Origin of the sequence: Photorhabdus kleinii (assembly GCF_025384885.1) — a bacterium.
Classification (GTDB): domain Bacteria; phylum Pseudomonadota; class Gammaproteobacteria; order Enterobacterales; family Enterobacteriaceae; genus Photorhabdus; species Photorhabdus kayaii.
In genome coordinates this window covers 1-22,855 of record NZ_JAJAFY010000005.1, presented here as the reverse complement: position 1 = coordinate 22,855, position 22,855 = coordinate 1, and the positions used below count along the sequence as shown (strand labels likewise).

Sequence of the window (22,855 nt, the reverse complement as noted above, 5' to 3'; positions counted from 1 at the left end):
AGGCTGTAATGTCTCCTTAGTATATTCCTATCGCATATAAATAAATGCTTTTAATTATTTCTGAGTGATAACGCTTTCTGTCAGCCTTGAATTTCATAACAGTTAAAACAGCTTGTGGAGAGATTCAAATGAAAGTCAGATGGCGTGTGGCATTGGCGTTACTATTGATTACCAGTAGCAGCGTATGGGCAAAAGATCTTCAGCTTCTTAATGTTTCCTATGATCCAACCCGCGAGTTATATCAGCAATATAATCAGGCTTTTAGTAATTATTGGCAGCAGAAGACTGGGGATAAAGTGATAATCCGGCAATCTCATGGTGGTTCGGGTAAACAGGCAACTTCTGTTATCAATGGCCTTGAGGCGGATGTGGTGACACTGGCTTTGGCCTATGATGTGGATGCCATTGCGGAACGTGGCCGGATAGCGAAAGCATGGATTAAGCGTTTGCCAGAGAATTCTGCCCCCTATACTTCAACCATTGTTTTTTTAGTGCGGAAAGGTAATCCAAAGCAAATTAAAGACTGGTCAGATTTAGTTCGTCCAGGAGTATCTGTTGTGACACCTAATCCAAAAACATCGGGCGGTGCACGCTGGAATTATTTGGCTGCATGGGGTTATGGGTTGATTCATAACAATCAGGAACAGGACAAAGCGAAAGCGTTTGTTAAAGCCCTTTACCGGAATGTTGAAGTGCTCGATTCTGGCGCAAGAGGAGCGACCAGTACTTTTGTCGAGCGTGGAATCGGTGATGTATTAATTGCCTGGGAGAATGAGGCATTATTAGCGATTAATGCGCTTGATAAAGATAAATTCGAAATTGTGACACCTAGTCTTTCAATTCTGGCTGAGCCGACGGTTTCTGTTGTTGATAAGGTTGTTGATAAACGTCATAGCCGTGAGTTAGCAACAGAATATCTGCAATACCTTTACTCGCCAGTTGGGCAGGAGATAGCGGCTAAAAACTATTATCGACCACGTGATAAAGCGGTTGCTGATAAGTACCGCTCCTCTTTTCCTGCGTTGGAATTATTTACTGTCGATAAGATATTCGGCGGTTGGGGTGAAGCTCAAAAAGTGCATTTTGCGACTGGCGGTGTGTTTGATGAGATTATTCAGCGATAGAAATGAGTAACCGCCGTAGGTGTACGGCGGTCAGTTATCGTTGAAATATGAATTAGGCTTTTTTCGCAGTGGCTGCGGCTTTTACGATAACAGCGAAAGCATTAGCTTTTAGAGATGCACCGCCAACTAATGCACCGTCAATGTCTGGCTGAGCGAATAGTTCAGCGGCATTATCTGCGTTTACAGAGCCGCCGTACTGGATAATGACCTGTTTTGCGATTGCTGCATCTCTCTGCGCAATATGATCACGAATGAATTTGTGCACAGCCTGAGCTTGTGCTGGTGTTGCTGATTTGCCTGTACCAATCGCCCAAACAGGTTCGTAAGCAATGACCGCATCTTGAAATGCTTCTGCGCCCAATGTGTTCAGAACCGCATCAATTTGCCTTGCACATACGCTTTCAGTTTGGCCGGCTTCATTTTCCTGTTCAGTTTCGCCGATGCACAAAACAGGGATTAGACCTTGTTGTTTAAGAATGGAAAATTTTTTCGCAATGAATTCATCACTTTCTTGGTGGTAAGTACGGCGTTCAGAGTGGCCGATAATAATGTATTCTGCGCCAATGTCTTTCAACATTGTGGCGGAAGTTTCACCGGTAAATGCACCAGACAGGTTAACGTCAACGTCCTGTGCACCTAGAGCAATGCGGCTGCCAGCCAGTGCTTGTTTAGCCTGAGAGAGATAAAGCGCTGGTGGCGCGATAGCGACGTCACAGCCGGTAACACTGCTTAATTCTTGACGCAGGCCAGTGATGAGTTCGTTAACCATATGGGTGCTGCCATTCAATTTCCAGTTACCCATAACTAATGGATGTCGCATGTTTTTTCCTCCAACCAGAGAATGTTTAAGTAGTGAGTTGAATGAAATTCATTCTTAAGATCGATTCGGTAGATCGGCGCTCCACAGTATAGTGATCATTGCCAACAATAGCTTTTTTTTATTGCTAAATTTGATTAGTTATCGGGTTCAAATAACCATAGCTTAATCGGTTCAATAGCGAAAGTAAGCGTTTTTTCACTACTATTTACCACAATATAGCGAATAGCGCCGATGTTGTGGCTGTAAAATGGCGATTTTTTGCTGTTTATGAGTAAGTTATCAATATTCTCTTTGCTTTGTTCCTGTGAAAGCGTTGGGTTAAAGTGGCGCATTAGGGCGGTCATGTACTGCTCTGCCAACATTTGGTTTTGCTGAGTTTCAGCGGTATTTTCTGATGGTAGTAATGTCAGTTGCAGGCTTTTGATTTTTTCGCTTCCTCGCTCAAGTACGGCGGAAGAATAGAGTTTTTCATTGATTTTGCTGGCAGCTCGTGTCAGTGGAGGATAAATGTTTTTACTTATGATTACCCGATACTCGCGTAGTGGCAATGTCGGGTTGCGGCGATTATATTTTTCGCGAAATCGCGGGATAGTTTCATCGAAAGAGGGGGCATTCGGCAGAAGATAGGTCGCTTGTACTGTGGGTTCTGTGGTTGTAGATTTATCAGCATTGGCTACCAATGGCAAACCGACGCTGTTTGCCGCTAATATTATGGCTAGAAATTTATTAACGTCCATTTTCATGTTGCCGCTCGCTTAGGTTAAACTGCGCAGAGAAACAGAATACACGATTGGAAAAGAATAGATGACATTACAACAATGGGGTTTTTCATTCAAAGGACGAATTGGGCGTTGTGAATTCTGGATTGGCATTGGTGTTTGCTTGGCTTTGATGTTTGTTATCTTGACTATTCAGGGAATGAATTCTTTGACCATGCACTATGCTGTTTTTGCACTTGTCTTGGTGATGTATCCCGTAGCGGCAATGATGGTTAAGCGTCTGCATGATCGAAATAAGCGAGGAGGCTGGTCGCTGCTTTTATTACTGGCAGGGCTGTTGATTGCTGTTGACTGGGGTGGCATGGCACCGTTCTGGCAATGGGGGATTGGCCGTTTTATCCCCACATTGATCATTGTAATGATGGTGCTTGATTGCGGTGTATTCCGTGGTACGGATGGGCCAAACCGGTTTGGTGAGGCGACAGAGAAAGTGGATTTTATTTCTGTCAAAGATGATTGAAATTACCAATATTGCTCACTGGTGATATGCCCCGGTTTGCGGCGTAAGTGTTTTATCATTCCGCGCTGCTCTTTTAGTAGTTGCTGGGTATCTTTCACCATCTGAGGGTTACCGCATAACATAATATGGCTGTTGTCACTGCTCATCGTAAGTCCGACAGCGGACTCAAGTTCGCCGTTCTCGATCAATGGCGGGATACGGCCAGTCAATGAGCCGGGGTTTTGTTCACGACTGACGATAGTCTGAATTCGTAACTTGCCATTGAGACGTTCAACTAATTGCTGCATTAAGGGCAGATAGCTTAAATCTTGTGTTAGTCTGACCGCATGCACCAATACGATGTTCTTGAATCTATCCAGATGATCGCCTTGCTGGAGGATTGACAGATAAGGGCCAATGGCAGTCCCTGTTGAAAGCATCCATAATGTTTCACAATCAGGTATTTCATCAAGAATAAAAAAGCCTGCGGCTTGTTCTGTTACTAAGAGATCATCACCCGGTTGCAGAGCTGCTAACCGTGGGCTGAGTTTGCCTTCTGGAACCGTCACTAAGTAGAATTCAAGATTATTATCTATCGGGGCATTAACATAAGAGTAGGCCCGTTGCACCCGTTCATCATCTATTTCCATCGCCAGTTTTGCAAACTGACCCGCAGTAAATTCTTCAACCGGTGCATGTATCCTGATGCTGAATAAGGTATTCGTCCAGTGAATAACTTGTGTAACTTTTCCTGTAACCCAGTTTGCCATTGGAACTTATCTCCTATCCCGAAAGAAATCTCCGAACAGTTTGTTTTTACGTCGCTATTTTAATCCTATAGAGATAAATACCATTATCGATTCTGTGTCATAGAAAAATTAACTATTATTTTATTAATGCTGGGTTTATATGTGCATATTTGTTGCCATATGTGGCGTAATTGACTGCAATTTTTTCTGAAAATAAAATTGCGCACTGCTTTTTTCTTTGGTGCAGGAATGTTGTTTCCACTAGCAATAACAGGGGTAATGGAGCCATTTCCTTATCTGGCTGGTGCAGCGGGAGCGCTGGTCGGTGGTTTGCAGAATGTTGGCTCTGGCTTAGTAACCTGGTTATCTGCAATGCTGCCGCAAAATAATCAATTCAGTGTAGGCATGCTGATATTCTTTACGTCAGTTTTGATCTTGCTTTGTTGGTTACCATTGGCACATAGGATGCAACGCCAGGGACATGTCGTTTAATCATATAGTAAAGAAAGGGTGGTAATTTCACCCTTTCTTTATATTAATTAGAATGCGTTAGCCTTTATCTTCCCAATCCTGCGCACGGGCAACTGCTTTTTTCCAGCCATTGTATTTGTAATTACGTTCAGTGGTTTCAATGCTTGGACGGAATTCTTTTTCAATGGTGGCTTTACTTTTCACTTCATCCAGGTCTTTCCAGTAGCCAACTGCCAATCCTGCGAGGAATGCTGCACCCAATGCAGTGCTTTCACGTACCACAGGGCGTTCTACACGGGTGCCAAGAATATCTGATTGGAATTGCATCAGGAAGTTATTGGCAACGGCTCCACCATCTACCCGTAGTGCTTGCAGCCGGGTGCCTGCATCAGCTTGCATAGCGTCCAGTACATCACGGGTCTGATAGGCGATAGATTCCAGCGTCGCACGAATGATGTGATTACTGTTGGTGCCGCGGGTTAGGCCGAAAATTGACCCTCGGGCATAGGGATCCCAATAGGGAGCGCCAAGGCCGGTAAAAGCAGGGACCACATACACGCCGTTACTATTTTTAACTTTAGTGGCAAAATATTCGGAGTCAGCCGCATCTGCAATAAGTTTCAGTTCATCACGCAACCACTGAATAGAGGCACCACCAACGAAAACCGCACCTTCAAGTGCATAGTTCACTTCGCCGCGAGGACCACAGGCAATGGTTGTCAGTAGGCCGTGATTGGAGCGTACGGCATCTGTACCCGTGTTCATCAGTAGGAAACAGCCTGTCCCGTAGGTGTTTTTCGCCATACCCGGTTGGACACAAAGTTGACCATATAGAGCAGCTTGCTGATCACCTGCGATACCTGAGATAGGGATCCGGGTGCCGCCTTTACCGCCGATGTTGGTCTGACCATAAATCTCAGAAGATGAATGAACGCTAGGCAGTAGGGATCGCGGGATTTGTAACTCATCAAGAATATGCTGATCCCACTCCAGATTGTGAATATTGAACAGCATTGTTCGGGAGGCGTTTGTGAAATCGGTAACGTGGACACGGCCTTGAGTCATTTTCCATACCAGCCAAGTATCCACAGTACCGAATAGGAGCTCACCCTTTTCAGCTCGTTCACGGGCGCCTGCGACGTTATCTAAGATCCATTTTACTTTGGTGCCGGAGAAATAAGGGTCTACTACCAGCCCTGTATTCTGGCGAATATATTCTTCTAATCCCTCTTTTTGTTTGAGTTTAGTACACGCGTCTGCGGTACGGCGACATTGCCAAACGATGGCATTGTAAATAGGTTTACCGGTTTCTTTTTCCCAAATAATCGTTGTTTCACGTTGGTTGGTAATCCCAATACCGGCAATCTGATCAGAACTAATATCCGCTTTCGCCAATACTTCTACTAAAGTTGAGCTTTGGGTTGCCCAGATTTCCATTGGATCGTGTTCTACCCAACCCGGTTTAGGATAAATTTGCGTAAACTCTCTTTGGGAAATTGAGATAATATTGGCGTCGTGATCAAGAATTATTGCTCGGGAACTGGTGGTTCCCTGATCAAGAGCGACAATATACTTTTTCTCAATCATATTTTCTGTTGTCATGATAATAACCTGTTCTGGTAATGCTCTACTTTAGGCTTTCTTATTCTTCTGGTCTTCAGTCTTATGAACATCAGATGGTAAATTGCGACCAATAAGTTTGCGGTAGCCAAATGCTCCCACAATACCGCCGATAATAGGGGCGGTCAGAGTAACCAGACAGTAAGGGATTTCACGCCCACCCGTCAGGGCAATATCTCCCCAACCAGCCAGATAAGCAACTAATTTGGGGCCAAAGTCACGGGCCGGGTTCAGCGCGAAACCGGTTAATGGGCCAAATGCACCGCCGATAACGGCAATCACAATACCAATCAGTAACGGGGCCAGAGGACCGCGGGGAATACCGTTGCCGTCGTCAGTCAGCGACAGAATCAAACAGAGCAGAATGGCGGCAATGATAACTTCTATCATAAAAGCCTGAGAAATGGACAGTGGCGCCATTGGGTAAGTAGAGAATACACCTGCTGTAAACAGGCTTTCAGGCGTACCACGAATGATATTGTGTACCTGTTCGTAATCAAGGAATACGCTGTAGTACATCATGTAAATGAGAACGGCAGCGATGAAGCCACCAATCATTTGGGCAATAATGAAAGGGATAACCTTTTTGCCATCAAAACGGGCAAACAACCATAAGGCAATCGTCACTGCTGGGTTAAGGTGAGCACCGGAAACACCTGCGGTGAGATAAACAGCCAACGCAACGCTCATACCCCAAATAATACTGATTTCCCATAAGCCTAATTGCGCGCCGGCAATACGTGCAGCGGCAACACAGCCTACTCCAAGGAAAACCAATAGTGCGGTACCAAGAAACTCAGAGATACATTGTCCGGTTAATGTCGTGCTAGTGGTTTGGCTCATATGTTCTATCCTACAAAGAAGATTTTAGAGGCGTAATTATTATTGTCACCTTTCAGAAATTGAAAAGGAGATTATGTAAATTTATCGTTAATGAGCGGAAACGAGAAATAGCGAAATTAAAATGTGTGTGTTGTGTCAACAAAATGAGCGAATCCGCATTTATCCGCTATTTTGCTAAAAATTAAAGTGTGAGACATTTTGAGCTTTTTATTTGGTAGTTATTTTTCATGTGTTGGGGATGTTGCTAGACAGGGGAGCTTTGGCTACATACAATCAGACAATTGCTTATAAGGGGGAACCGAGAATGTCATTTGAAGTGTTTGAAAAGCTGGAAGCCAAGGTTCAGCAGGCGATTGATACTATTACCCTGCTACAAATGGAAATTGAAGAATTAAAAGAAAAAAATCGATCTTTGTCTCAGGAGATCCAGAATGCAACCAGCGGCCGTGAGTCTCTGGCTCATGAAAATGAGCAATTAAAACAAGAGCAACAAGTATGGCAAGAACGTTTGCGTGCCTTGTTAGGCAAAATGGAAGATGTTCAGTAATTAAAATTTCCAACAGACAAGAGAAGGGCGATCTGAAAAATCGCCCTTAGTTTTATCATACGTTATCATCAGATGATCTCATCTTCTTCGTTATCATCAAGTCCCAGTGGTTCTTCAGACAAAATGATACCGGTGTTATCGGCATACAAATAATCGCCAGAGAAGAAGGTGACACCACCAAAATTCACCCGGATATCGCTTGCACCGGTCCCTTCATCACGACAGCCAGCAGGAATAGCGGCTATAGCTTGAATGCCGAGGTCGAACTCTGCTAACTGGTCAACCTGACGTACAGCACCGTAAACAACAATGCCCTCCCATCCATTTTGCACAGCGAGTTGTGCCAACTCAGCGTTAATTAATGCTTGGCGTACAGAACCACCACCATCTACCAGTAAAATGCGTCCATGACCGTTGTCTTCAAGCAGGTCGTACAGTAACCCGTTGTCTTCAAAGCATTTAACCGTGATGATTTGACCACCAAATGAAGTACGCCCGCCAAAATTGGAGAACATAGGCTCTACCACATTTACTTCTTCTTGATAGATGTCACAAAGCTCGGAAGTATCATATTTCATAGGATTTACGTCTGGTTAAGGTATGGAACAGTAAGTATATCCCTTTCAGGCCGATGTTAGCAAAGTCATCAATTATTAAATTGATATTGTTAACAGGTATCCAGAATGATTAAGTTACAACACCTTCGGAAAAACAGCACAAATATTGTCTAATTAAAAATAAGACCAACTGAAAATAGAATATTAGTCAATAATGCCGCCTTAACCATCTGTCCCAACATTGGTCGCATTCCCTCCGGTGTGGGTTCATTAAGTACATACCACATATGTTTGAACAACCAAGGCAGAGCGAGCAGGAACAACCAGCTTGACCAGCCAGACGGGTTTTGTATGGTGAATAATACCAAGCAGAGTATTGCTGTGATTATTAAACATCCATGATAATGACGGGCTTTTTTAGGGCCGAGACGGACGGCCAGGGTGTTTTTGCCATGCCGTTTGTCATCTTCAATATCACGCAAGTTATTGATATTTAAAACAGCAGCAGAGAGAAGACCACAGGCTGTCGCCGGGAGTATGACAACCGAGTCAAAAAAACCTGCTTGAAGATAATAAGTACCGGCAACACTTAACCAGCCAAAGAAAATCAGTACTGAAATATCGCCAAGTCCCATATAGCCATAAGGCTTTGTACCGACTGTATAGGTAATTGCGGCAATAATTGCTAGCAGGCCAAGTGCCAAAAAACCGAATATATCGCTAGGTTCTTCACAGGCAACGGCAATCAAGGCGCCGCCAGACAGACAAGTTAGCAGGACAATAATCTTCAGCGCTTTTTTCATCTGTGAGATGGTAATAATGCCTTTTTGCATACCCCGTAGTGGCCCGATACGCTTTTCAGTATCACTGCCTTTGATAACATCACCGTAATCATTGGCGAGATTGGACAGAATTTGCAGTATGGCAGCTGTTAATAGCGCTAGTAAGGCGACCGGTAGCTTGAAATGCCCTGTCCAGGCAGCAAGGGCTGAGCCAGTAATAATGGCGGCAAGGGCGAGTGGTAGCGTTTTAGGGCGCAAACTTTCCAGCCATGCTTGAGTTTGACTGATGGAAGTTGATGAGTTCATTTCTGAGTTCACTTACTCCTGTAAATTTATAATGAATCATGGGAGGCAAGCCTCCCATGATTCATTATAGCGGATCAGAAATCGTATATACCGATTATAGGATAAAGCGGCTCAGATCTTCATCTGCAACCAATTCATCTAGATGTTTTTTAACATAGTCGGCATCAATATCAACTGACTGGCCACGGCGTTCGCTGGCTTCGAAGGAGATATCTTCTATCAGCCGCTCAAGCACAGTATGTAGGCGACGGGCCCCGATATTTTCGGTCGATTCATTTACCTGCCATGCGGATTCTGCAATTTTGCTAATGCCATCATCCGTGAAACTGATGATCATACCTTCCGTTTCCATCAGTGCTTTGTACTGCTCCGTCAGGGATGCACTCGGTTCAGTCAGAATACGCTCAAAATCTTTTGTAGTTAGTGCCTGTAACTCCACTCGGATCGGCAGGCGCCCTTGTAATTCAGGGATAAGATCGGAAGGACTGGCAACCTGGAATGCACCTGAGGCGATAAACAGAATGTGGTCTGTTTTTACCATGCCGTGTTTAGTGGATACTGTACAACCTTCCACCAATGGCAACAGGTCACGCTGAACACCTTCACGGGAAACATCAGGGCCTGAAGTCTGACCTCGTTTGCAGATTTTGTCGATTTCATCAATGAAGACAATACCGTGTTGTTCAACGGAATCAATAGCCTGTTGTTTCAATTCTTCCGGGTTAACTAGTTTAGAGGCTTCTTCTTCGATCAGTAGCTTGAAAGCATCCTTGATTTTTAGCTTACGAGATTTGTGTTTCTGACCGGCAAGGTTCTGGAACATAGATTGCAACTGATTTGTCATCTCTTCCATACCCGGAGGCGCCATGATCTCGACGCCCACAGGTGTGGTAGCAACATCAATCTCGATTTCTTTATCATCAAGTTGACCTTCACGTAGTTTCTTACGGAATGCCTGGCGTGCGGCTGATGGCTCGACTTGCGTCTCCGTTTGTCCCCAGTTATTTTTGGCTGGTGGGATCAGGGCATCCAGAATACGCTCTTCTGCCAATTCTTCTGCCCGATAACGGTTTTTTTCGATGGATTGCAGGCGGACCATTTTAACCGCGGCATCGGTCAGATCACGGATGATAGAGTCGACTTCTTTACCAACATAGCCAACTTCGGTGAATTTTGTCGCTTCGACTTTGATAAACGGCGCATTTGCCAGTTTTGCCAGGCGACGGGCGATTTCGGTTTTACCTACCCCAGTCGGACCAATCATCAGGATATTTTTAGGTGTTACTTCGTAGCGCAGCGTTTCATCTAGCTGCATACGACGCCAGCGGTTACGGAGTGCGATAGCTACAGCGCGTTTCGCTTTGTCCTGACCAATAATGTGTTTGTCAAGTTCGCTGACAATTTCGCGTGGAGTCATTTCAGACATACTATCTACCCTTACGCTTTTGAAGGAAGTTCTTCGAAGTTGTGATTATGGTTGGTATAAATGCAGATATCACCGGCAATGGTTAACGCTTTCTCTGCAATTTGTCTGGCGCTGAGATCGGTATTATCCAGCATTGCTCGTGCAGCAGATTGGGCGTATGGGCCACCGGAACCAATGGCAATTAGGTCATTTTCTGGCTGAATGACATCGCCGTTACCTGTAATGATCAGGGAGGTATTTTCATCTGCGACTGCCAGCAGAGCTTCCAGTTTGCGTAGCATGCGATCAGTGCGCCAGTCTTTAGCAAGCTCAACCGCTGCTTTGGTCAGATGCCCTTGGTGCATTTCAAGTTTACGTTCAAACAGTTCAAACAGAGTAAAAGCGTCTGCTGTACCGCCGGCAAAACCCGCGATTACTTTGTCATTATAGAGGCGGCGAACTTTACGGACATTGCCTTTCATGACGGTATTACCCATCGTTGCCTGTCCATCACCACCGATTACGACTTGGCCATTACGGCGAACACTTACGATTGTAGTCACGAGTAAGCCCTTGGTTACAAAAATAGATAAATGTGACGCACGGTACTTTCGACAGTGTATATACCCGTTATCTTTCAAGTTGCCTCTTTGTTGGCTGCACTCGCTCACCCCGGTCACATAGTTAGCTATGCTCCCGGGGATTCGCTCCCTTGCCGTCTCGATGCATCTTGAAATCCATAGGGTATACGGCTATCGAAAATACCGTGTGCACGGTGTTGGCAGTATAGATGGGGGAGAATTATCATTTTTCAACCCCCAGTAACACGGAGAATGCAACCTGATACGCCAGCGCCTTTCAGACGTTCCCGCATTTTTTCTGCGGTGTTTTTACTGTAGGGACCAAGAACAACACGATGCCAGCCGTCTCCCGTTGTGATCTGGCTTTCAATACCCGCAAATGCCAGATTGGCACGTACTGATTCAGCTTGGTCCATATTGCGGAATGAACCACATTGTAAAATCATACGCTGGGCCTTTTCTACGGGCTTAGGTTTACTGGTTTCAGCCGGTGGTAGAGTTTGTGGCTGAACTGGCTGAGTCTGCATTGGTTGTTGTGGTAACGTTTGTCGAGGCTGTAGTTGTGGTCTTGTTTCCAGCAGCTGTTGTGTTTCCGCTGATGGCTTGATGATCACTTGTGAACGCGGCACTTGAACGCCATTGTATGGCACTTCTGGCAGCGAAGTCGCCGGTTGGCGCATATCCGCTTGCATTTGTTCAAGTAACTGCCGTTGCTCTGCGGTCAGCTGAGTTTGTGAATTGATTTGCCCCCCGGATGAGGGATCACGTGGTGTCTCGATGCCAACGGGGCGATTTTCCAATTCTTTGATATAGCGCCAACGTTCTTCTGGTTTTGGTGGTAATCCATTGTTTTGTTGAGAATGTTTTGGCAGTATTTCTGGTTCGCTTTTCTGTTTATTGTGGGTAATAAAGTAAAGGCCACCAATAAAGATAACGACTAAGGCTACCGCGATGGCCAGCGTTGCTTTTGGCAGCCCCTGGGCTTGGTGTTTTTTCTTATCGGTATTTTTACGGCGGGTGTTTGAACGCCCGCGACTCACATAATCTCGTTGTGCCACTGTCTAATTCGCTGAGTAATTTAAGTAAAAGAAAATAAACGATATGTTACTTAACCTGCGGTTATTTGCCTAGCTTTTAGGCGAACAGGTGCTTTGCCGAATAATTAATTCCGATTCCAGTAACTGAGAACCGCCTGAAGTTGTGTGACCCTGGATTTGATCTAGCAACAGTAACATTGCCTTGTGGCCAATTTGATAACTGGGTTGTCCAACGGTTGTCAACGGCGGATCGCTGTACATGGCGAGACTTAAGTTATCAAACCCAATGATTGATAAATCTTCCGGTATTTTTAAGCCCATTCTTTTAGCCTGCCACATCACGCCAATCGCCATAACATCGCTGTGGCAGAAGATGGCTGTAGGGGGATCCAGCAGAGAGAGCAACTGTTCAGTCAGCTTTGCGCCGCTTTCATGGGTAAAGTGACCTTGGACAATATAATCTTCACGAATTGTCCCACCAGAGCGACGCAATGCTTGGATATATCCCTGAAGGCGATAGCGGCAAATCGGTATATTTTCCGGACCGGAGAGGCAGGCAATGCGTTTATGTCCCAATGTTTGTAGATAATGAGTCGCATTGAATGCGGCGGTCAGGTTATCAATATGAATAGTCGGCAGTTCTAGCTCTGGTGCAAATTCGTTTGCCATTACCATTGGTGGTAGGTTTTTTTGTTCTTCTTTGCTGGCATCAAACGGGATATTCGAACCCAGTAGCAACAGACCATCAATTTGTTTGGTGACAATCAGGTTGAGAAACGCGTGTTCCTGTTTTTGCTGATGTTGGCAATCACCGATTAAAACCAGATAGCCATGTTGTTCCGCTGTCTCTTCAATGCCGCAAATCACGTCAGTGAAAAAGGGATCGCTGATATTTGGCACTATCACTAAAATAGTTTTTGACTCACCGCGTTTAAGATTACGGGATAAATTATTTGGGTAATAGCCTACAGCCAGTACAGCTTGTTCCACTTTTTGTCGGGTCTGGGAAGAAACCTTTTCTGGATTCATGAGTGTTCTCGATACTGTTGCGGTAGAAACGCCAGCCACTTCAGCGACATCTTTCATTGTTGCGGAGGTGCCATTCTTTTTCTGCTCCAAAACTCACTCCTCATTTCCTGACTGATTAGTTAAATGATTGTCATTTTCTGGTTGCCGGGAAACCGTCAGTGACTTTAAGGAAAGTAACGACATGCGGTTTAAGGTTATGACAATGTTATTAAGGGATCATTCTAAACAGTTTGGCAAATTCATTTATTCCTTAGTTTGTAAAAAAGTGTGATATAAATCATTTATTCGATATGGCTCGCAAATTAGTGAGTAATTTTTCATTGGTTACGGATTGTTGGGTGTGATTTTTTAAATAGTAAATAAGAGTATGTTTAATCTGCTCAGGTTATGTGTTTTAAAATAGAGGCGATTAATTACTAACTGTCAGTTGGATCAACATCGATATTCCATTTCACTTTTCGGGTTTGCGGTAAAGCTGTTATCTGTGGATAAACCAGTGCCATGATTTTTTGTAAAACAGTTCTGGATGGATGTTGAATTAATAGTTGCCAACGATAACGACCACTTCTTTTTGACTGTAATGCAGGAACCGGGCCCATGATCCATAAGTTATCATCCCGCAAAGGGTGGTGTTCAAAAAGCAGGCGCAGTTGTTGTAAAAAAGCAGGTGCTTGCTGATTATCGTGATCTTCTGACCGTAAGATAATATGGCTGGTAAATGGTGGTAAAAACACACTTTTGCGTTCATCCATAGCTTGAATAGCGAAAGCATCGTAGCCTTTATTGAGCAAAATTTGCAGTAATGGATGGTCAGGATGATGAGTCTGAAGAACCACTTCTCCTCGTTTACCAGCCCGACCAGCCCGACCAGAAACCTGTGTATAAAGTTGTGCGAAACGTTCTGCTGCCCGAAAATCTGCTGAAAATAAGGCACCATCAACATCGAGTAACGCGACCAGTGTGACATCAGGAAAATGGTGACCTTTTGCCAGCATTTGGGTGCCAATCAGTATACGGGCATTTCCGGCGTGAATGTCAGCCAGTTGTTGTTCCAGTGTTCCTTTGCGGCTAGTGGTATCCCTGTCAATGCGGGTAACAGGTACGTTAGGGAATAGGGCTGAAATACCGTCTTCAAGCTGTTCTGTGCCAAGGCCAACAGGTTGAAGATGAGTAGAACCGCATTGCGGGCACTGACGGGGAACGGGGCGCTGGCTGTCACAATGATGGCAACGTAACTGACGATGGTATTGATGCAGCGTGTAATAATGGTCACAGCGTTGGCATTCTGCAATCCAGCCACATTCATGGCAGAGTAGGGCAGGTGAGTAACCGCGGCGGTTAAGGAAAAGTATGACCTGATTATTGGCTTGTAGGTGTTCTTCAATACGCTTTATTAGTGGTTGAGATAACCCGATTTTGAGTGGTAAGCCTTTTAAGTCCAACAGATGCTGAGTCGCTGGCTGAGCATAACCTGCCCGTTTGGACAATGTTAGCGGGCGGTATTTGCCTTGTTGCACGTTGTAAAGTGTTTCCAGTGCTGGGGTCGCAGAGCCCATGATTACCGGGATATTCTCTTTTTTTGCTCTGAATACCGCTAAATCACGGGCATGGTAACGCCAGCCCTCCTGTTGCTTATAAGAGCTGTCATGTTCTTCATCAATAATGATGATGCCAAGGCAGGCGAAAGGGGTAAATAGGGCTGAGCGTGTACCGATGACAATGGCGTTTTCACCTTGTCGCGCTCGTAGCCATACAGCAAGACGTTCACTGTCATTCAGGGCTGAATGAAGAACATCAACCGGTGCGTTGAAACGTTCACGGAAGCGACGGATGGTCTGTGGTGTCAGGCCAATTTCCGGTACAAGTATCAGCGCTTGTTTACCTTGCTCCAGAATATTTTCCAACACACTGAGATAAACTTCTGTTTTACCTGATCCGGTGATGCCCGCCAGTAACCAGGGAGAGAATTGCTGGTCTTCTGCACGGATAGCACCAACTGCTGTGGCTTGTTCGGTATTCAATTTCAGGCGTTCGCCGGTGATTTGGAAGTGATTTCGCCAGTTCTCAGATTCAGGTTGCACAGGGTATAAATCGATAAGTGACTTCTTTTTGAGCGATTGGAAAGCGCTTTCGCTCAGTTCCAGTTCTGTAATCTGATGGCGATATATTGCTTTACGGCGTAGGGTTGCCAGTACTTGCTGCTGTTTTGGCGAGCGTTTCAGTTGTGCTAGCGGTAATTCAGCGCCTGTTGGCGTGACTTGCCATTGCCATAGTGGAGTTGATTCTGCGGGTTTTCCCTGACGAAGCAGCACCGGCAATGCATGGAACAGGACTTCACCGATGGGGTAATGGTAATAACTGGATGCCCAGAGCAATAATTGCCAAAGGTTTTCTGGAAATAAGGAGTGAGTATCGAGAATAGATTCTATGGTTTTCAGTTGTTCTGCTGGAATATCACTGTTGTCAACTATCCCGGTAACGATACCAATCGCTTTACGTTTGCCAAAAGGGACTGTTACCCGCATTCCTGCAACGGGTAATTGACTCTCTGCGGGTAGCAGATAGTCAAAAGAGCGGGTGAGAGGGACAGGCAGAGCAACCTGAACAACAACCATAAAATTATTCCGTAAAATCAATGGGTAAGTTAAAATGTAATCAAAAATTGATTATAGAGTACCATAGGTGTTGAGTGGATTTCATTGCGAGATAGGCAGATATTCTGTATGATCCGCCGCCTTTGGTACGGAAGATACCAAACTCATTTTATCAACACGACGTGTGGTGTCTGGCGGCAACAGGGCTGGATAGCGACACGGCCTTAACAGAGGTTATCCCATGAAAAAAGGTATTCATCCTAAATATGAAGAAATTACTGCAACCTGCTCTTGCGGTAATGTAATACAAGTTAGATCTACCGCTGGTCACGCTCTGAACCTGGACGTATGCGGCCAATGCCACCCATTCTATACGGGTAAACAACGTGATGTTGCTACTGGTGGTCGTGTTGATCGCTTTAAGAAACGTTTCAATGTTCCAGGTGTCAGCAAATAATTGCAGAATTGAGCCTGTCCATGATGACAGGCCGACTGGTACTAACGCCCGGTGTTTTGCATCGGGCGTTTTGCATTTTAGCCAAAATAAAAAATCCCTGAATTTTTACAGGAGTTTTTTTCGCTACTATCAATATTCCCAGGTATCAGGATCAATACCTAATTCCCGCATGATTTTTTTGGCTGCCTCTGGGATTTCATCATTACGCTCTTTACGTAAATCAGCATCATCGGGTAGCGGCTGTCCAGTAAATGCATGCAGGAATGCTTCACACAGCAATTCACTATTAGTTGCATGACGCAGGTTATTGACCTGGCGACGAGTGCGTTCATCAGTGAGGATTCTCAACACTTTCAAAGGAATCGAGACTGTGATTTTCTTCACTTGTTCGCTTTTTTTGCCATGTTCAGCATAAGGGCTGACATATTCACCGTTCCACTCAGCCATGGGGTACCTTAAATAGTCGTAAAATCATAAAATTAAGCCAGATAACAGCACCAGCTTTCGTTGTGACATATTGCCATTTTATCGTGATTTCCTTATCAATTATACAGTTATAGTATATGCGATAAACTAATGGCTACTGATAAATAAAGCAGCATTAGTTATGATGAATAATTATCCCATTGTCTAATCTAACCGTAAAGAGGTTTAGATGTCTAGATGTATTGACGTCTACTGTGGCAGCGGATATTCTTCCCTGACTTAATTTATGACAGATAGTGGTAGCTGATATGACACGCAAGCCGGCAACAATAGCAGTTCGCAATGGGCTGAATAATGATGAACAGTATGGTTGTGTTGTTCCGCCTATATATCTTTCCAGCACATATAACTTTACTGATTTTAATCAGCCAAGGACACATGATTATTCTCGCAGGAGTAATCCGAGCCGCGATATGGTGCAACAGGCATTAGCTGAGCTGGAGGGGGGAGCGGGTGCTATCATGACCAGCAGTGGAATGTCAGCCATTCACCTGTTATGCACGGTTTTCCTTCAACCTGGCGATCTGTTGGTTGCGCCTCATGACTGTTACGGTGGTAGTTACCGTTTATTTGACAGCCAGACTAAACGCGGTGCTTATGAAGTGGCTTTTGTCGATCAGAGTGATGAACAGGCATTAAAGCAAGTCTTGTCCAAAAAACCAAAGTTGGTATTGATTGAAACGCCCAGTAATCCTTTATTGCGTATTGTCGATATTGCTCATATATGCCAGCTTTCCCATGAGGTAGGTGCGACAGTCATTGTTGATAACACTTTCCTGAGCCCTGTACTACAGAAGCCTTTGGAGTTGGGGGCAGATCTGGTTGTGCATTCCTGTACTAAATATCTTAATGGACATTCTGATGTGATTGCCGGAGCCATTATTGCAAAGGATGAAGAGGTTGCAACGGAGCTCGCTTGGTGGGCGAATAATATTGGTGTGACCGGTGCGGCGTTTGATAGCTACCTGCTGTTGCGCGGCATGCGCACTTTATCGCCACGGGTCCTGCTACAGCAAAAGAATGCATTGGAGATCGTCAATTATCTTCAACAGCAACCGTTAGTGAAAAAACTTTTTTATCCTGCTTTGAAAGATCATCCTGGGCATGAAATTGCTTGTAAGCAACAATTTGGTTTTGGCGCAATGATAAGCTTTGAGTTAGATGGTAGTGAACAGGCGATACGCCGTTTTCTGTCTGAGTTAAAGTTATTTACTTTGGCGGAATCACTGGGCGGTGTGGAAACCTTAATTTCTCATACGGCTACCATGACTCACGCTGGCATGTCAGCACAGGCAAGGGCGGAAGCGGGGATTACGGATTCACTATTGCGTGTTTCTGTGGGTATTGAAGATAGTCAGGATTTAATCGCTGATTTGGAAAATGCATTTCAGGCAGTAGTAAAGGAGTGACCATGAGTGCACTGGTAGTTGCAACGGCGGAAAATGACCGCCAATTACATAAGTTTGGTGGAAGTAGTCTCGCGGATGTGAAATGTTATCAACGGGTAGCCAAGATTATGGCTAATTACAGCCAACCCGGTGATTTAATGGTGGTATCCGCGGCAGGCAGCACGACTAACCAGTTAATTAATTGGCTTAAACTTAGCCAGAGCGACCGTATTTCTGCCCATCAGGTACAGCAGGTTCTGCGCCGTTATCAGCAGGATCTGATTAGAGGTTTGCTACCTGAAACTGTTGCTGAAGAGTTGGTGAAGCGTTTTATTGCCGATCTTGAAAAGCTAAGTGCATTACTGGATAAACCCGTTAGTGATGTGACTTATGCAGAAGTGGTGGGGCACGGAGAGATCTGGTCCGCGCGTTTGATGTCGGCTGTGCTTGAAGTTCAGGGTATTCCTAGCGCTTGGGTGGATGCTCGCCAGTTTTTACGCGCGGAACGGGCGGCTCAGCCGCAAATTGATGTTACCCTTTCCCAACCATTGCTAAATCAGTTGCTAACACAAAACCTAAATAAACGACTGGTGGTGACCGGTTTTATCTCCAGTAATCATGATGGAGAAACGGTGTTATTGGGGCGAAATGGCAGTGACTACTCCGCAACTCAGGTTGGGGCTTTGGCAGGGGCGAGGCGGGTAACCATCTGGAGTGATGTTGCTGGTGTCTACAGTGCTGATCCGAGAAAAGTCAAAGATGCCTGTTTGTTACCACTATTACGCTTGGATGAAGCCAGCGAACTTGCTCGTCTTGCCGCACCCGTGTTGCATGCTCGTACCTTACAGCCTGTTTCCTTCAGTGATATTGATTTGCTATTACGTTGCAGCTACCAGCCGGAGCAAGGATCAACGCGTATTGAAAGGGTTTTGGCTTCTGGGACTGGCGCAAAAATTGTTACTAGTCATGATGATGTTTGCCTAATTGAGTTGCATGTGGCCGCTCATCATGATTTTAAACAGATATACAAAGATATTGATCTGTTGTTAAAGCGAGAACAAATTCGCCCATTGGCGACAGGTATCCATCTAGACTGTAATTTGATTCAGCTCTGTTACACTTCCGAAGTGGTGAATAGTGCATTGTGTGTGCTGGAAGATGCTACGCTTCCGGGGAAACTTTCCCTTAGAGAAGGTTTGGCGCTGGTGGCACTGGTTGGAGCTGGTGTATGCAAGAACCCATTACATTGCCACCGTTTTTATCAGCAACTTAAAGATCAGCCGGTAGAATTTATCTGGCATGCGGAGGATGGCATCAGCCTTGTCGCTGTGTTGCGGACTAATCAGACTGAACATGTGATTCAGGGGTTGCATCAGAGTTTGTTCCGGGCTGAAAAGCGGATTGGTCTGATTTTGTTTGGTAAAGGAAATATTGGCTCTCGTTGGTTGGAGTTATTCGCTCGTGAGCAGAAAAACATTTCGGCTCGCAGTGATTTTGAATTTGTTCTGGCCGGTGTGGCGGATAGTCGCCGGAGTTTACTCGACTATCAAGGGATTGATGCTAGTCGAGCATTAGCTTTTTTTGATGACGAAGCGACAGAATATGATGTTGATGAATTATTTCTGTGGATGCGAGCGCATCCTTATGACGATTTGGTGATCCTAGATGTGACGGCGAGTGAAGAACTAGCTCGATGTTACAGTGATTTTGCCAGTTATGGTTTCCATGTTATCAGTGCCAATAAAATTGCCGGTGCTTCCAGTAGCAGTGATTATCGTTTCATTCGTGATGCATTTACTAAAACAGGTCGCCATTGGTTTTACAATGCAACAGTTGGCGCTGGCTTACCTATCAATCATACCGTGAGGGACTTACGGGAGAGTGGTGATACCATTTTGTCCATTAGTGGCATTTTCTCCGGCACATTATCTTGGCTGTTTCTGCAATTTGATGGTTCAGTACCGTTTAGTGATTTAGTTGAACAGGCGTGGCAACAGGGATTGACAGAACCTGATCCGCGTATTGATTTGTCTGGTCAGGATGTGATGCGTAAATTGATTATCCTTGCCCGTGAAGCAGGGTATGAGATTGAGCCAGAGCAAGTGCGTGTTGAGTCACTGGTGCCGAAAGAAGCAGAATCAGGCTCTATTGAACAATTCTTTGATAATAGCGGTGCTATCAATGCGCAGATGGTGCAGCGATTAGCTGCGGCGCAGGAAATGGGCATGGTGCTGCGTTATGTTGCCCGTTTTAATGCGAATGGTAAGGCAAAGGTGGGTGTTGAGGCGGTACGTCCTGATCACCCATTGGCGTCTTTGCTACCGTGCGACAACGTGTTTGCGATTGAGAGCCGTTGGTATCGTGATAATCCGTTAGTGATCCGTGGGCCGGGGGCAGGTCGGGACGTGACCGCCGGAGCGATTCAGTCTGACCTTAACCGTTTGTCACAACTGCTTTAAGCTTTGTGACTGCTCCCCGCCGTAAAAAACGGCGAGGCTTCCCACTTCTCAGGCCGCCACCGTCTTTATGACGGATTTACGCTGGCCTCCGTGGGCAGAAACGACGAGTCCCGCCGCCTGTAATGCTGTTATGCCCTTGCGCTGGATGTTGATCGCCGCATTGATATCGCGGTCATGTTCGACTCGACAGAAAGGGCATTGCCAGATCCGCTTACGCAGCGGCATTTCCGACACTTTGTGACCACAGCAATGACAGGTTTTCGAGCTGGCGAACCACTGATCCAGTTTGACCAGATGGACCCCCGCCGCTGCGGCTTTGTATTCCAGTTTCATGAGGAAGCCATGCCAGCCCGCATCCCCGATAGCGCGGGCATGGGCTATCCGCTCATGGACTGCGGCCAGACGTAATCGGGCCTTGCTGCGGTTAGCTCTGCCCTTTTGTTTGCGGGACAGCGATTTCTGCTTTCGACGCAGGTTACGGGTGGCGTTGACAATTTCGGGATCTTCACCGCGCTCAAAGCCCTTTGGGCTTTTCGCCTGATATCCCCGCACTGAGCAAGGGTTTACGGCGGTTTTTGCTAAAGATTCCTCGATGAATTTTTTTCCGATTCAGGGTGAATATTCCTCACCGATTTAACTCAACTTTGTTGTTGACTAAAAAATGCCGATCCCTCATCTTATTTGGACGTCTAAACGTATAGGTGTTTAGATGTGCAAATAAAAGTAACTGGCAAATTATTAAGATGGGAAATTATTCCGCTTGTTAACGAGGTGCAGGATATGAGTTTTTTTCACGCAAATCAGCGCGAGGCGCTGAATCAGAATCTGGCTGAACTGGAAGGACAGATCCGTGTTTCATTTGAATTCTTTCCACCGCGTACAGCCGAGATGGAAAAAACCCTGTGGAAATCCATTAATCGCCTGAGCACCCTCAAGCCTAAATTTGTTTCTGTTACTTATGGCGCTAACTCTGGCGAGCGTGATCGTACCCATAGCATAATCAAGGGAATAAAAGAAAAAACCGGCCTTGAAGCGGCTCCGCACCTTACTTGTATTGATGCCAGCCGCGATGAATTGTGCGAAATTGCCCGTGATTATTGGAAAAATGGTATTCGCCATATTGTGGCTTTGCGGGGTGATTTACCGGAAAACAGTGAAAAACCCAAAATGTATGGAGTTGATCTGGTTGAATTACTTAAGAAAGAGGCTGATTTTGATATTTCCGTTGCGGCTTACCCTGAGGTGCATCCTGAGGCAAAAAGTTCTCAGGCTGACTTGATTAGCCTGAAACGAAAAATTGATGCGGGGGCGAACCGTGCTATTACTCAATTCTTCTTTGATGTGGAAAGTTACCTACGTTTTCGTGACCGCTGTGTGACTGCCGGGATTGATGTGGAAATCGTACCGGGAATTTTGCCGGTATCCAATTTCCGTCAGCTTAAACGTTTTGCTGTAATGACTAATGTGCGTATTCCAAGTTGGATGACCAGAATGTTTGATGGGCTGGATGATGATCCTGAAAGCGCAAATTTAGTTGGTGCTTCTATCGCAATGGATATGGTGAAGATTTTAAGCCGCGAAGGTGTGAAGGATTTTCATTTTTATACCTTAAACCGCGCAGAACTGAGTTATGCAATTTGTCATACTTTGGGTGTTCGTCCTTAATCATTGGCTCTTATTAAGAAATGTTGCTTAGTAAGAGCATATTTTTTTCTCAGTATTGTTATAAAGAGTGAATTCTTATTATCGGCGGATTCGACTAATAAATGCAATTGGAGAGCGATTACCCGGACAGCATCGTTGGTGATAACAAGATTCGTCGTATCAAGCAAATCAGTGTTGCATTGCCTGCATTGGTTGGGCCTTATTAGGATATTCAGGCTATGCTCAGCTATGGTGGTGGTATTAAATTACCGATGGCTGTTCAGAATTGGCTGTATCTCATGGCACCAATGATAGTGGTCAGTTTCAACTGGATTTCAATGACGGCAAATATCTGCCATTTGAAGATATTACCTTTGATGATGACGATAGATTGAATCTTCAATTCCTGAATGCCACCGACAAGCAAAAAGCAATATTGCAAACCACGAATGATATTATTTTGCACATTCGTTACACCATCCGTTAATTAATTTCATTATTATATACCCGTTATCTTTCAAGTTGCCTCTTTGTTGGCTGCACTCACTCACCCCAGTCACATAGTTATCTATGCTCCCGGGGATTCTCTCCCTTGCCGTTGCGATGCATCTTGAAATCCATAGGGTATAGAATATCGGATCTCCTTTGGGGGAACCGGGACAAAAGCAATTTGTGAGATATTTATAGAAGGTAAATTTTAAAATTAACTTGATGTTTTATATATTATTTAATATAATA

At 45.1% G+C, this 22,855-nt stretch carries 20 protein-coding genes and 3 pseudogenes; 9 read left to right on the top strand and 14 right to left on the bottom strand.

The window, feature by feature from the left end; all coding sequences use genetic code 11:
- Positions 1–128: 128 nt before the first annotated feature.
- Positions 129–1,124, top strand: a complete 996-nt coding sequence (locus LG003_RS04705; protein ID WP_112878963.1) for a sulfate ABC transporter substrate-binding protein — start codon at positions 129–131, stop codon at positions 1,122–1,124.
- A gap of 52 nt (positions 1,125–1,176) precedes the next feature.
- Here the strand turns inward: LG003_RS04705 and tpiA are convergent, their stop codons facing one another.
- Together tpiA and LG003_RS04695 are read right to left on the bottom strand one after the other, a co-directional pair.
- Positions 1,177–1,944, bottom strand: coding sequence for a triose-phosphate isomerase (tpiA, locus tag LG003_RS04700; RefSeq protein ID WP_112878962.1), 768 nt, complete (start codon positions 1,942–1,944; stop codon positions 1,177–1,179).
- 134 nt (positions 1,945–2,078) lie between these two features.
- Positions 2,079–2,681, bottom strand: coding sequence for a YiiQ family protein (locus tag LG003_RS04695; RefSeq protein ID WP_370446074.1), 603 nt, complete (start codon positions 2,679–2,681; stop codon positions 2,079–2,081).
- A 67-nt stretch (positions 2,682–2,748) separates the two neighbouring features.
- On the opposite strand from LG003_RS04695, the gene LG003_RS04690 reads away from it, so the two are divergent.
- Positions 2,749–3,183, top strand: coding sequence for a DUF805 domain-containing protein (locus tag LG003_RS04690; RefSeq protein ID WP_112878960.1), 435 nt, complete (start codon positions 2,749–2,751; stop codon positions 3,181–3,183).
- A gap of 2 nt (positions 3,184–3,185) precedes the next feature.
- On the opposite strand, the gene fpr is transcribed toward LG003_RS04690, so the two are convergent.
- The gene (fpr, locus tag LG003_RS04685; protein ID WP_112878959.1) at positions 3,186–3,932 is read right to left on the bottom strand and encodes a ferredoxin--NADP(+) reductase; all 747 of its coding nucleotides are present in this window, start codon (positions 3,930–3,932) and stop codon (positions 3,186–3,188) included.
- 210 nt (positions 3,933–4,142) lie between these two features.
- Between fpr and emrD the strand changes: the two are divergent.
- A pseudogene (gene emrD, locus LG003_RS04680) lies at positions 4,143–4,403 on the top strand (multidrug efflux MFS transporter EmrD); the annotation flags it as partial.
- A gap of 57 nt (positions 4,404–4,460) precedes the next feature.
- On the opposite strand, the gene glpK reads toward emrD, so the two are convergent.
- Together glpK and LG003_RS04670 are read right to left on the bottom strand one after the other, a co-directional pair.
- Complete coding sequence (gene glpK / locus LG003_RS04675) at positions 4,461–5,984, bottom strand: glycerol kinase GlpK (RefSeq protein WP_112878958.1); 1,524 nt, start codon at positions 5,982–5,984, stop codon at positions 4,461–4,463.
- A gap of 30 nt (positions 5,985–6,014) precedes the next feature.
- Complete coding sequence (locus LG003_RS04670; protein ID WP_112878957.1) at positions 6,015–6,845, bottom strand: MIP/aquaporin family protein; 831 nt, start codon at positions 6,843–6,845, stop codon at positions 6,015–6,017.
- Positions 6,846–7,149: 304 nt separating this feature from the next.
- Here LG003_RS04670 and zapB point away from each other — a divergent pair, with 304 nt between their 5' ends.
- Positions 7,150–7,392, top strand: a complete 243-nt coding sequence (gene zapB / locus LG003_RS04665) for a septal ring assembly protein ZapB (protein ID WP_011148831.1) — start codon at positions 7,150–7,152, stop codon at positions 7,390–7,392.
- Positions 7,393–7,460: 68 nt separating this feature from the next.
- Here zapB and rraA read toward each other — a convergent pair whose 3' ends face one another.
- The 7 genes from rraA to priA all read right to left on the bottom strand — a co-directional run bounded on the left by rraA (position 7,461) and on the right by priA (position 15,704).
- Complete coding sequence (gene rraA / locus LG003_RS04660) at positions 7,461–7,970, bottom strand: ribonuclease E activity regulator RraA (RefSeq protein WP_112878956.1); 510 nt, start codon at positions 7,968–7,970, stop codon at positions 7,461–7,463.
- A gap of 149 nt (positions 7,971–8,119) precedes the next feature.
- Complete coding sequence (locus tag LG003_RS04655; protein ID WP_262980326.1) at positions 8,120–9,037, bottom strand: 1,4-dihydroxy-2-naphthoate polyprenyltransferase; 918 nt, start codon at positions 9,035–9,037, stop codon at positions 8,120–8,122.
- Between the two features lie 94 nt (positions 9,038–9,131).
- A complete protein-coding gene (gene hslU, locus LG003_RS04650; RefSeq protein ID WP_112878954.1) occupies positions 9,132–10,463 on the bottom strand; it encodes an HslU--HslV peptidase ATPase subunit in 1,332 nt (443 codons plus the stop codon).
- A gap of 11 nt (positions 10,464–10,474) precedes the next feature.
- Positions 10,475–11,005, bottom strand: a complete 531-nt coding sequence (hslV, locus tag LG003_RS04645; RefSeq protein WP_112878953.1) for an ATP-dependent protease subunit HslV — start codon at positions 11,003–11,005, stop codon at positions 10,475–10,477.
- A 248-nt stretch (positions 11,006–11,253) separates the two neighbouring features.
- Positions 11,254–12,081 carry a cell division protein FtsN gene (gene ftsN / locus LG003_RS04640; protein WP_262980280.1) on the bottom strand — a complete coding sequence of 276 codons (828 nt, stop codon included), beginning with the start codon at positions 12,079–12,081 and terminating at the stop codon, positions 11,254–11,256.
- Between the two features lie 69 nt (positions 12,082–12,150).
- Positions 12,151–13,179, bottom strand: a complete 1,029-nt coding sequence (gene cytR / locus LG003_RS04635; RefSeq protein WP_112878951.1) for a DNA-binding transcriptional regulator CytR — start codon at positions 13,177–13,179, stop codon at positions 12,151–12,153.
- A gap of 326 nt (positions 13,180–13,505) precedes the next feature.
- Entirely contained in the window at positions 13,506–15,704 is a 2,199-nt protein-coding gene (priA, locus tag LG003_RS04630; protein ID WP_112878950.1) for a primosomal protein N', read from the bottom strand.
- Between the two features lie 220 nt (positions 15,705–15,924).
- Between priA and rpmE the strand changes: the two genes are divergently transcribed.
- Positions 15,925–16,140, top strand: coding sequence for a 50S ribosomal protein L31 (gene rpmE, locus LG003_RS04625; RefSeq protein ID WP_112878949.1), 216 nt, complete (start codon positions 15,925–15,927; stop codon positions 16,138–16,140).
- Between the two features lie 129 nt (positions 16,141–16,269).
- On the opposite strand, the gene metJ is transcribed toward rpmE, so the two are convergent.
- Positions 16,270–16,587 carry a met regulon transcriptional regulator MetJ gene (gene metJ / locus LG003_RS04620; RefSeq protein ID WP_036780112.1) on the bottom strand — a complete coding sequence of 106 codons (318 nt, stop codon included), beginning with the start codon at positions 16,585–16,587 and terminating at the stop codon, positions 16,270–16,272.
- Positions 16,588–16,874: 287 nt separating this feature from the next.
- Between metJ and metB the strand changes: the two genes are divergently transcribed.
- Together metB and LG003_RS04610 are read left to right on the top strand one after the other, a co-directional pair.
- Positions 16,875–18,035, top strand: coding sequence for a cystathionine gamma-synthase (gene metB / locus LG003_RS04615; RefSeq protein ID WP_262980279.1), 1,161 nt, complete (start codon positions 16,875–16,877; stop codon positions 18,033–18,035).
- Positions 18,036–18,037: 2 nt separating this feature from the next.
- Entirely contained in the window at positions 18,038–20,473 is a 2,436-nt protein-coding gene (locus tag LG003_RS04610) for a bifunctional aspartate kinase/homoserine dehydrogenase II (RefSeq protein WP_112896532.1), read from the top strand.
- Between the two features lie 48 nt (positions 20,474–20,521).
- Here the strand turns inward: LG003_RS04610 and LG003_RS04605 are convergent.
- A pseudogene (locus LG003_RS04605) lies at positions 20,522–20,968 on the bottom strand (RNA-guided endonuclease InsQ/TnpB family protein); the annotation flags it as partial.
- A gap of 285 nt (positions 20,969–21,253) precedes the next feature.
- On the opposite strand from LG003_RS04605, the gene metF reads away from it, so the two are divergent.
- Together metF and LG003_RS04595 are read left to right on the top strand one after the other, a co-directional pair.
- On the top strand, positions 21,254–22,138 hold the full coding sequence (gene metF, locus LG003_RS04600; protein ID WP_112878974.1) for a methylenetetrahydrofolate reductase: 885 nt from the start codon (positions 21,254–21,256) through the stop codon (positions 22,136–22,138).
- Between the two features lie 101 nt (positions 22,139–22,239).
- Positions 22,240–22,604, top strand: a pseudogene (locus tag LG003_RS04595) (Tc toxin subunit A-related protein); the annotation flags it as partial.
- Positions 22,605–22,855: the final 251 nt, after the last annotated feature.

Excerpts from the sequence above, each read along its gene's own strand:
- rraA (WP_112878956.1), bottom strand. The coding sequence starts at position 7,970 with ATGAAATATGATACTTCCGAGCTTTGTGACATCTATCAAGAAGAAGTA.
- LG003_RS04690 (WP_112878960.1), top strand. The coding sequence starts at position 2,749 with ATGACATTACAACAATGGGGTTTTTCATTCAAAGGACGAATTGGGCGT.
- hslU (WP_112878954.1), bottom strand. The coding sequence starts at position 10,463 with ATGTCTGAAATGACTCCACGCGAAATTGTCAGCGAACTTGACAAACAC.
- LG003_RS04610 (WP_112896532.1), top strand. The coding sequence starts at position 18,038 with ATGAGTGCACTGGTAGTTGCAACGGCGGAAAATGACCGCCAATTACAT.
- metJ (WP_036780112.1), bottom strand. The coding sequence starts at position 16,587 with ATGGCTGAGTGGAACGGTGAATATGTCAGCCCTTATGCTGAACATGGC.
- LG003_RS04670 (WP_112878957.1), bottom strand. The coding sequence starts at position 6,845 with ATGAGCCAAACCACTAGCACGACATTAACCGGACAATGTATCTCTGAG.
- rpmE (WP_112878949.1), top strand. The coding sequence starts at position 15,925 with ATGAAAAAAGGTATTCATCCTAAATATGAAGAAATTACTGCAACCTGC.
- glpK (WP_112878958.1), bottom strand. The coding sequence starts at position 5,984 with ATGACAACAGAAAATATGATTGAGAAAAAGTATATTGTCGCTCTTGAT.
- priA (WP_112878950.1), bottom strand. The coding sequence starts at position 15,704 with ATGGTTGTTGTTCAGGTTGCTCTGCCTGTCCCTCTCACCCGCTCTTTT.
- LG003_RS04695 (WP_370446074.1), bottom strand. The coding sequence starts at position 2,681 with ATGGACGTTAATAAATTTCTAGCCATAATATTAGCGGCAAACAGCGTC.
- metB (WP_262980279.1), top strand. The coding sequence starts at position 16,875 with ATGACACGCAAGCCGGCAACAATAGCAGTTCGCAATGGGCTGAATAAT.
- fpr (WP_112878959.1), bottom strand. The coding sequence starts at position 3,932 with ATGGCAAACTGGGTTACAGGAAAAGTTACACAAGTTATTCACTGGACG.
- metF (WP_112878974.1), top strand. The coding sequence starts at position 21,254 with ATGAGTTTTTTTCACGCAAATCAGCGCGAGGCGCTGAATCAGAATCTG.
- LG003_RS04655 (WP_262980326.1), bottom strand. The coding sequence starts at position 9,037 with ATGAACTCATCAACTTCCATCAGTCAAACTCAAGCATGGCTGGAAAGT.
- zapB (WP_011148831.1), top strand. The coding sequence starts at position 7,150 with ATGTCATTTGAAGTGTTTGAAAAGCTGGAAGCCAAGGTTCAGCAGGCG.
- LG003_RS04705 (WP_112878963.1), top strand. The coding sequence starts at position 129 with ATGAAAGTCAGATGGCGTGTGGCATTGGCGTTACTATTGATTACCAGT.
- tpiA (WP_112878962.1), bottom strand. The coding sequence starts at position 1,944 with ATGCGACATCCATTAGTTATGGGTAACTGGAAATTGAATGGCAGCACC.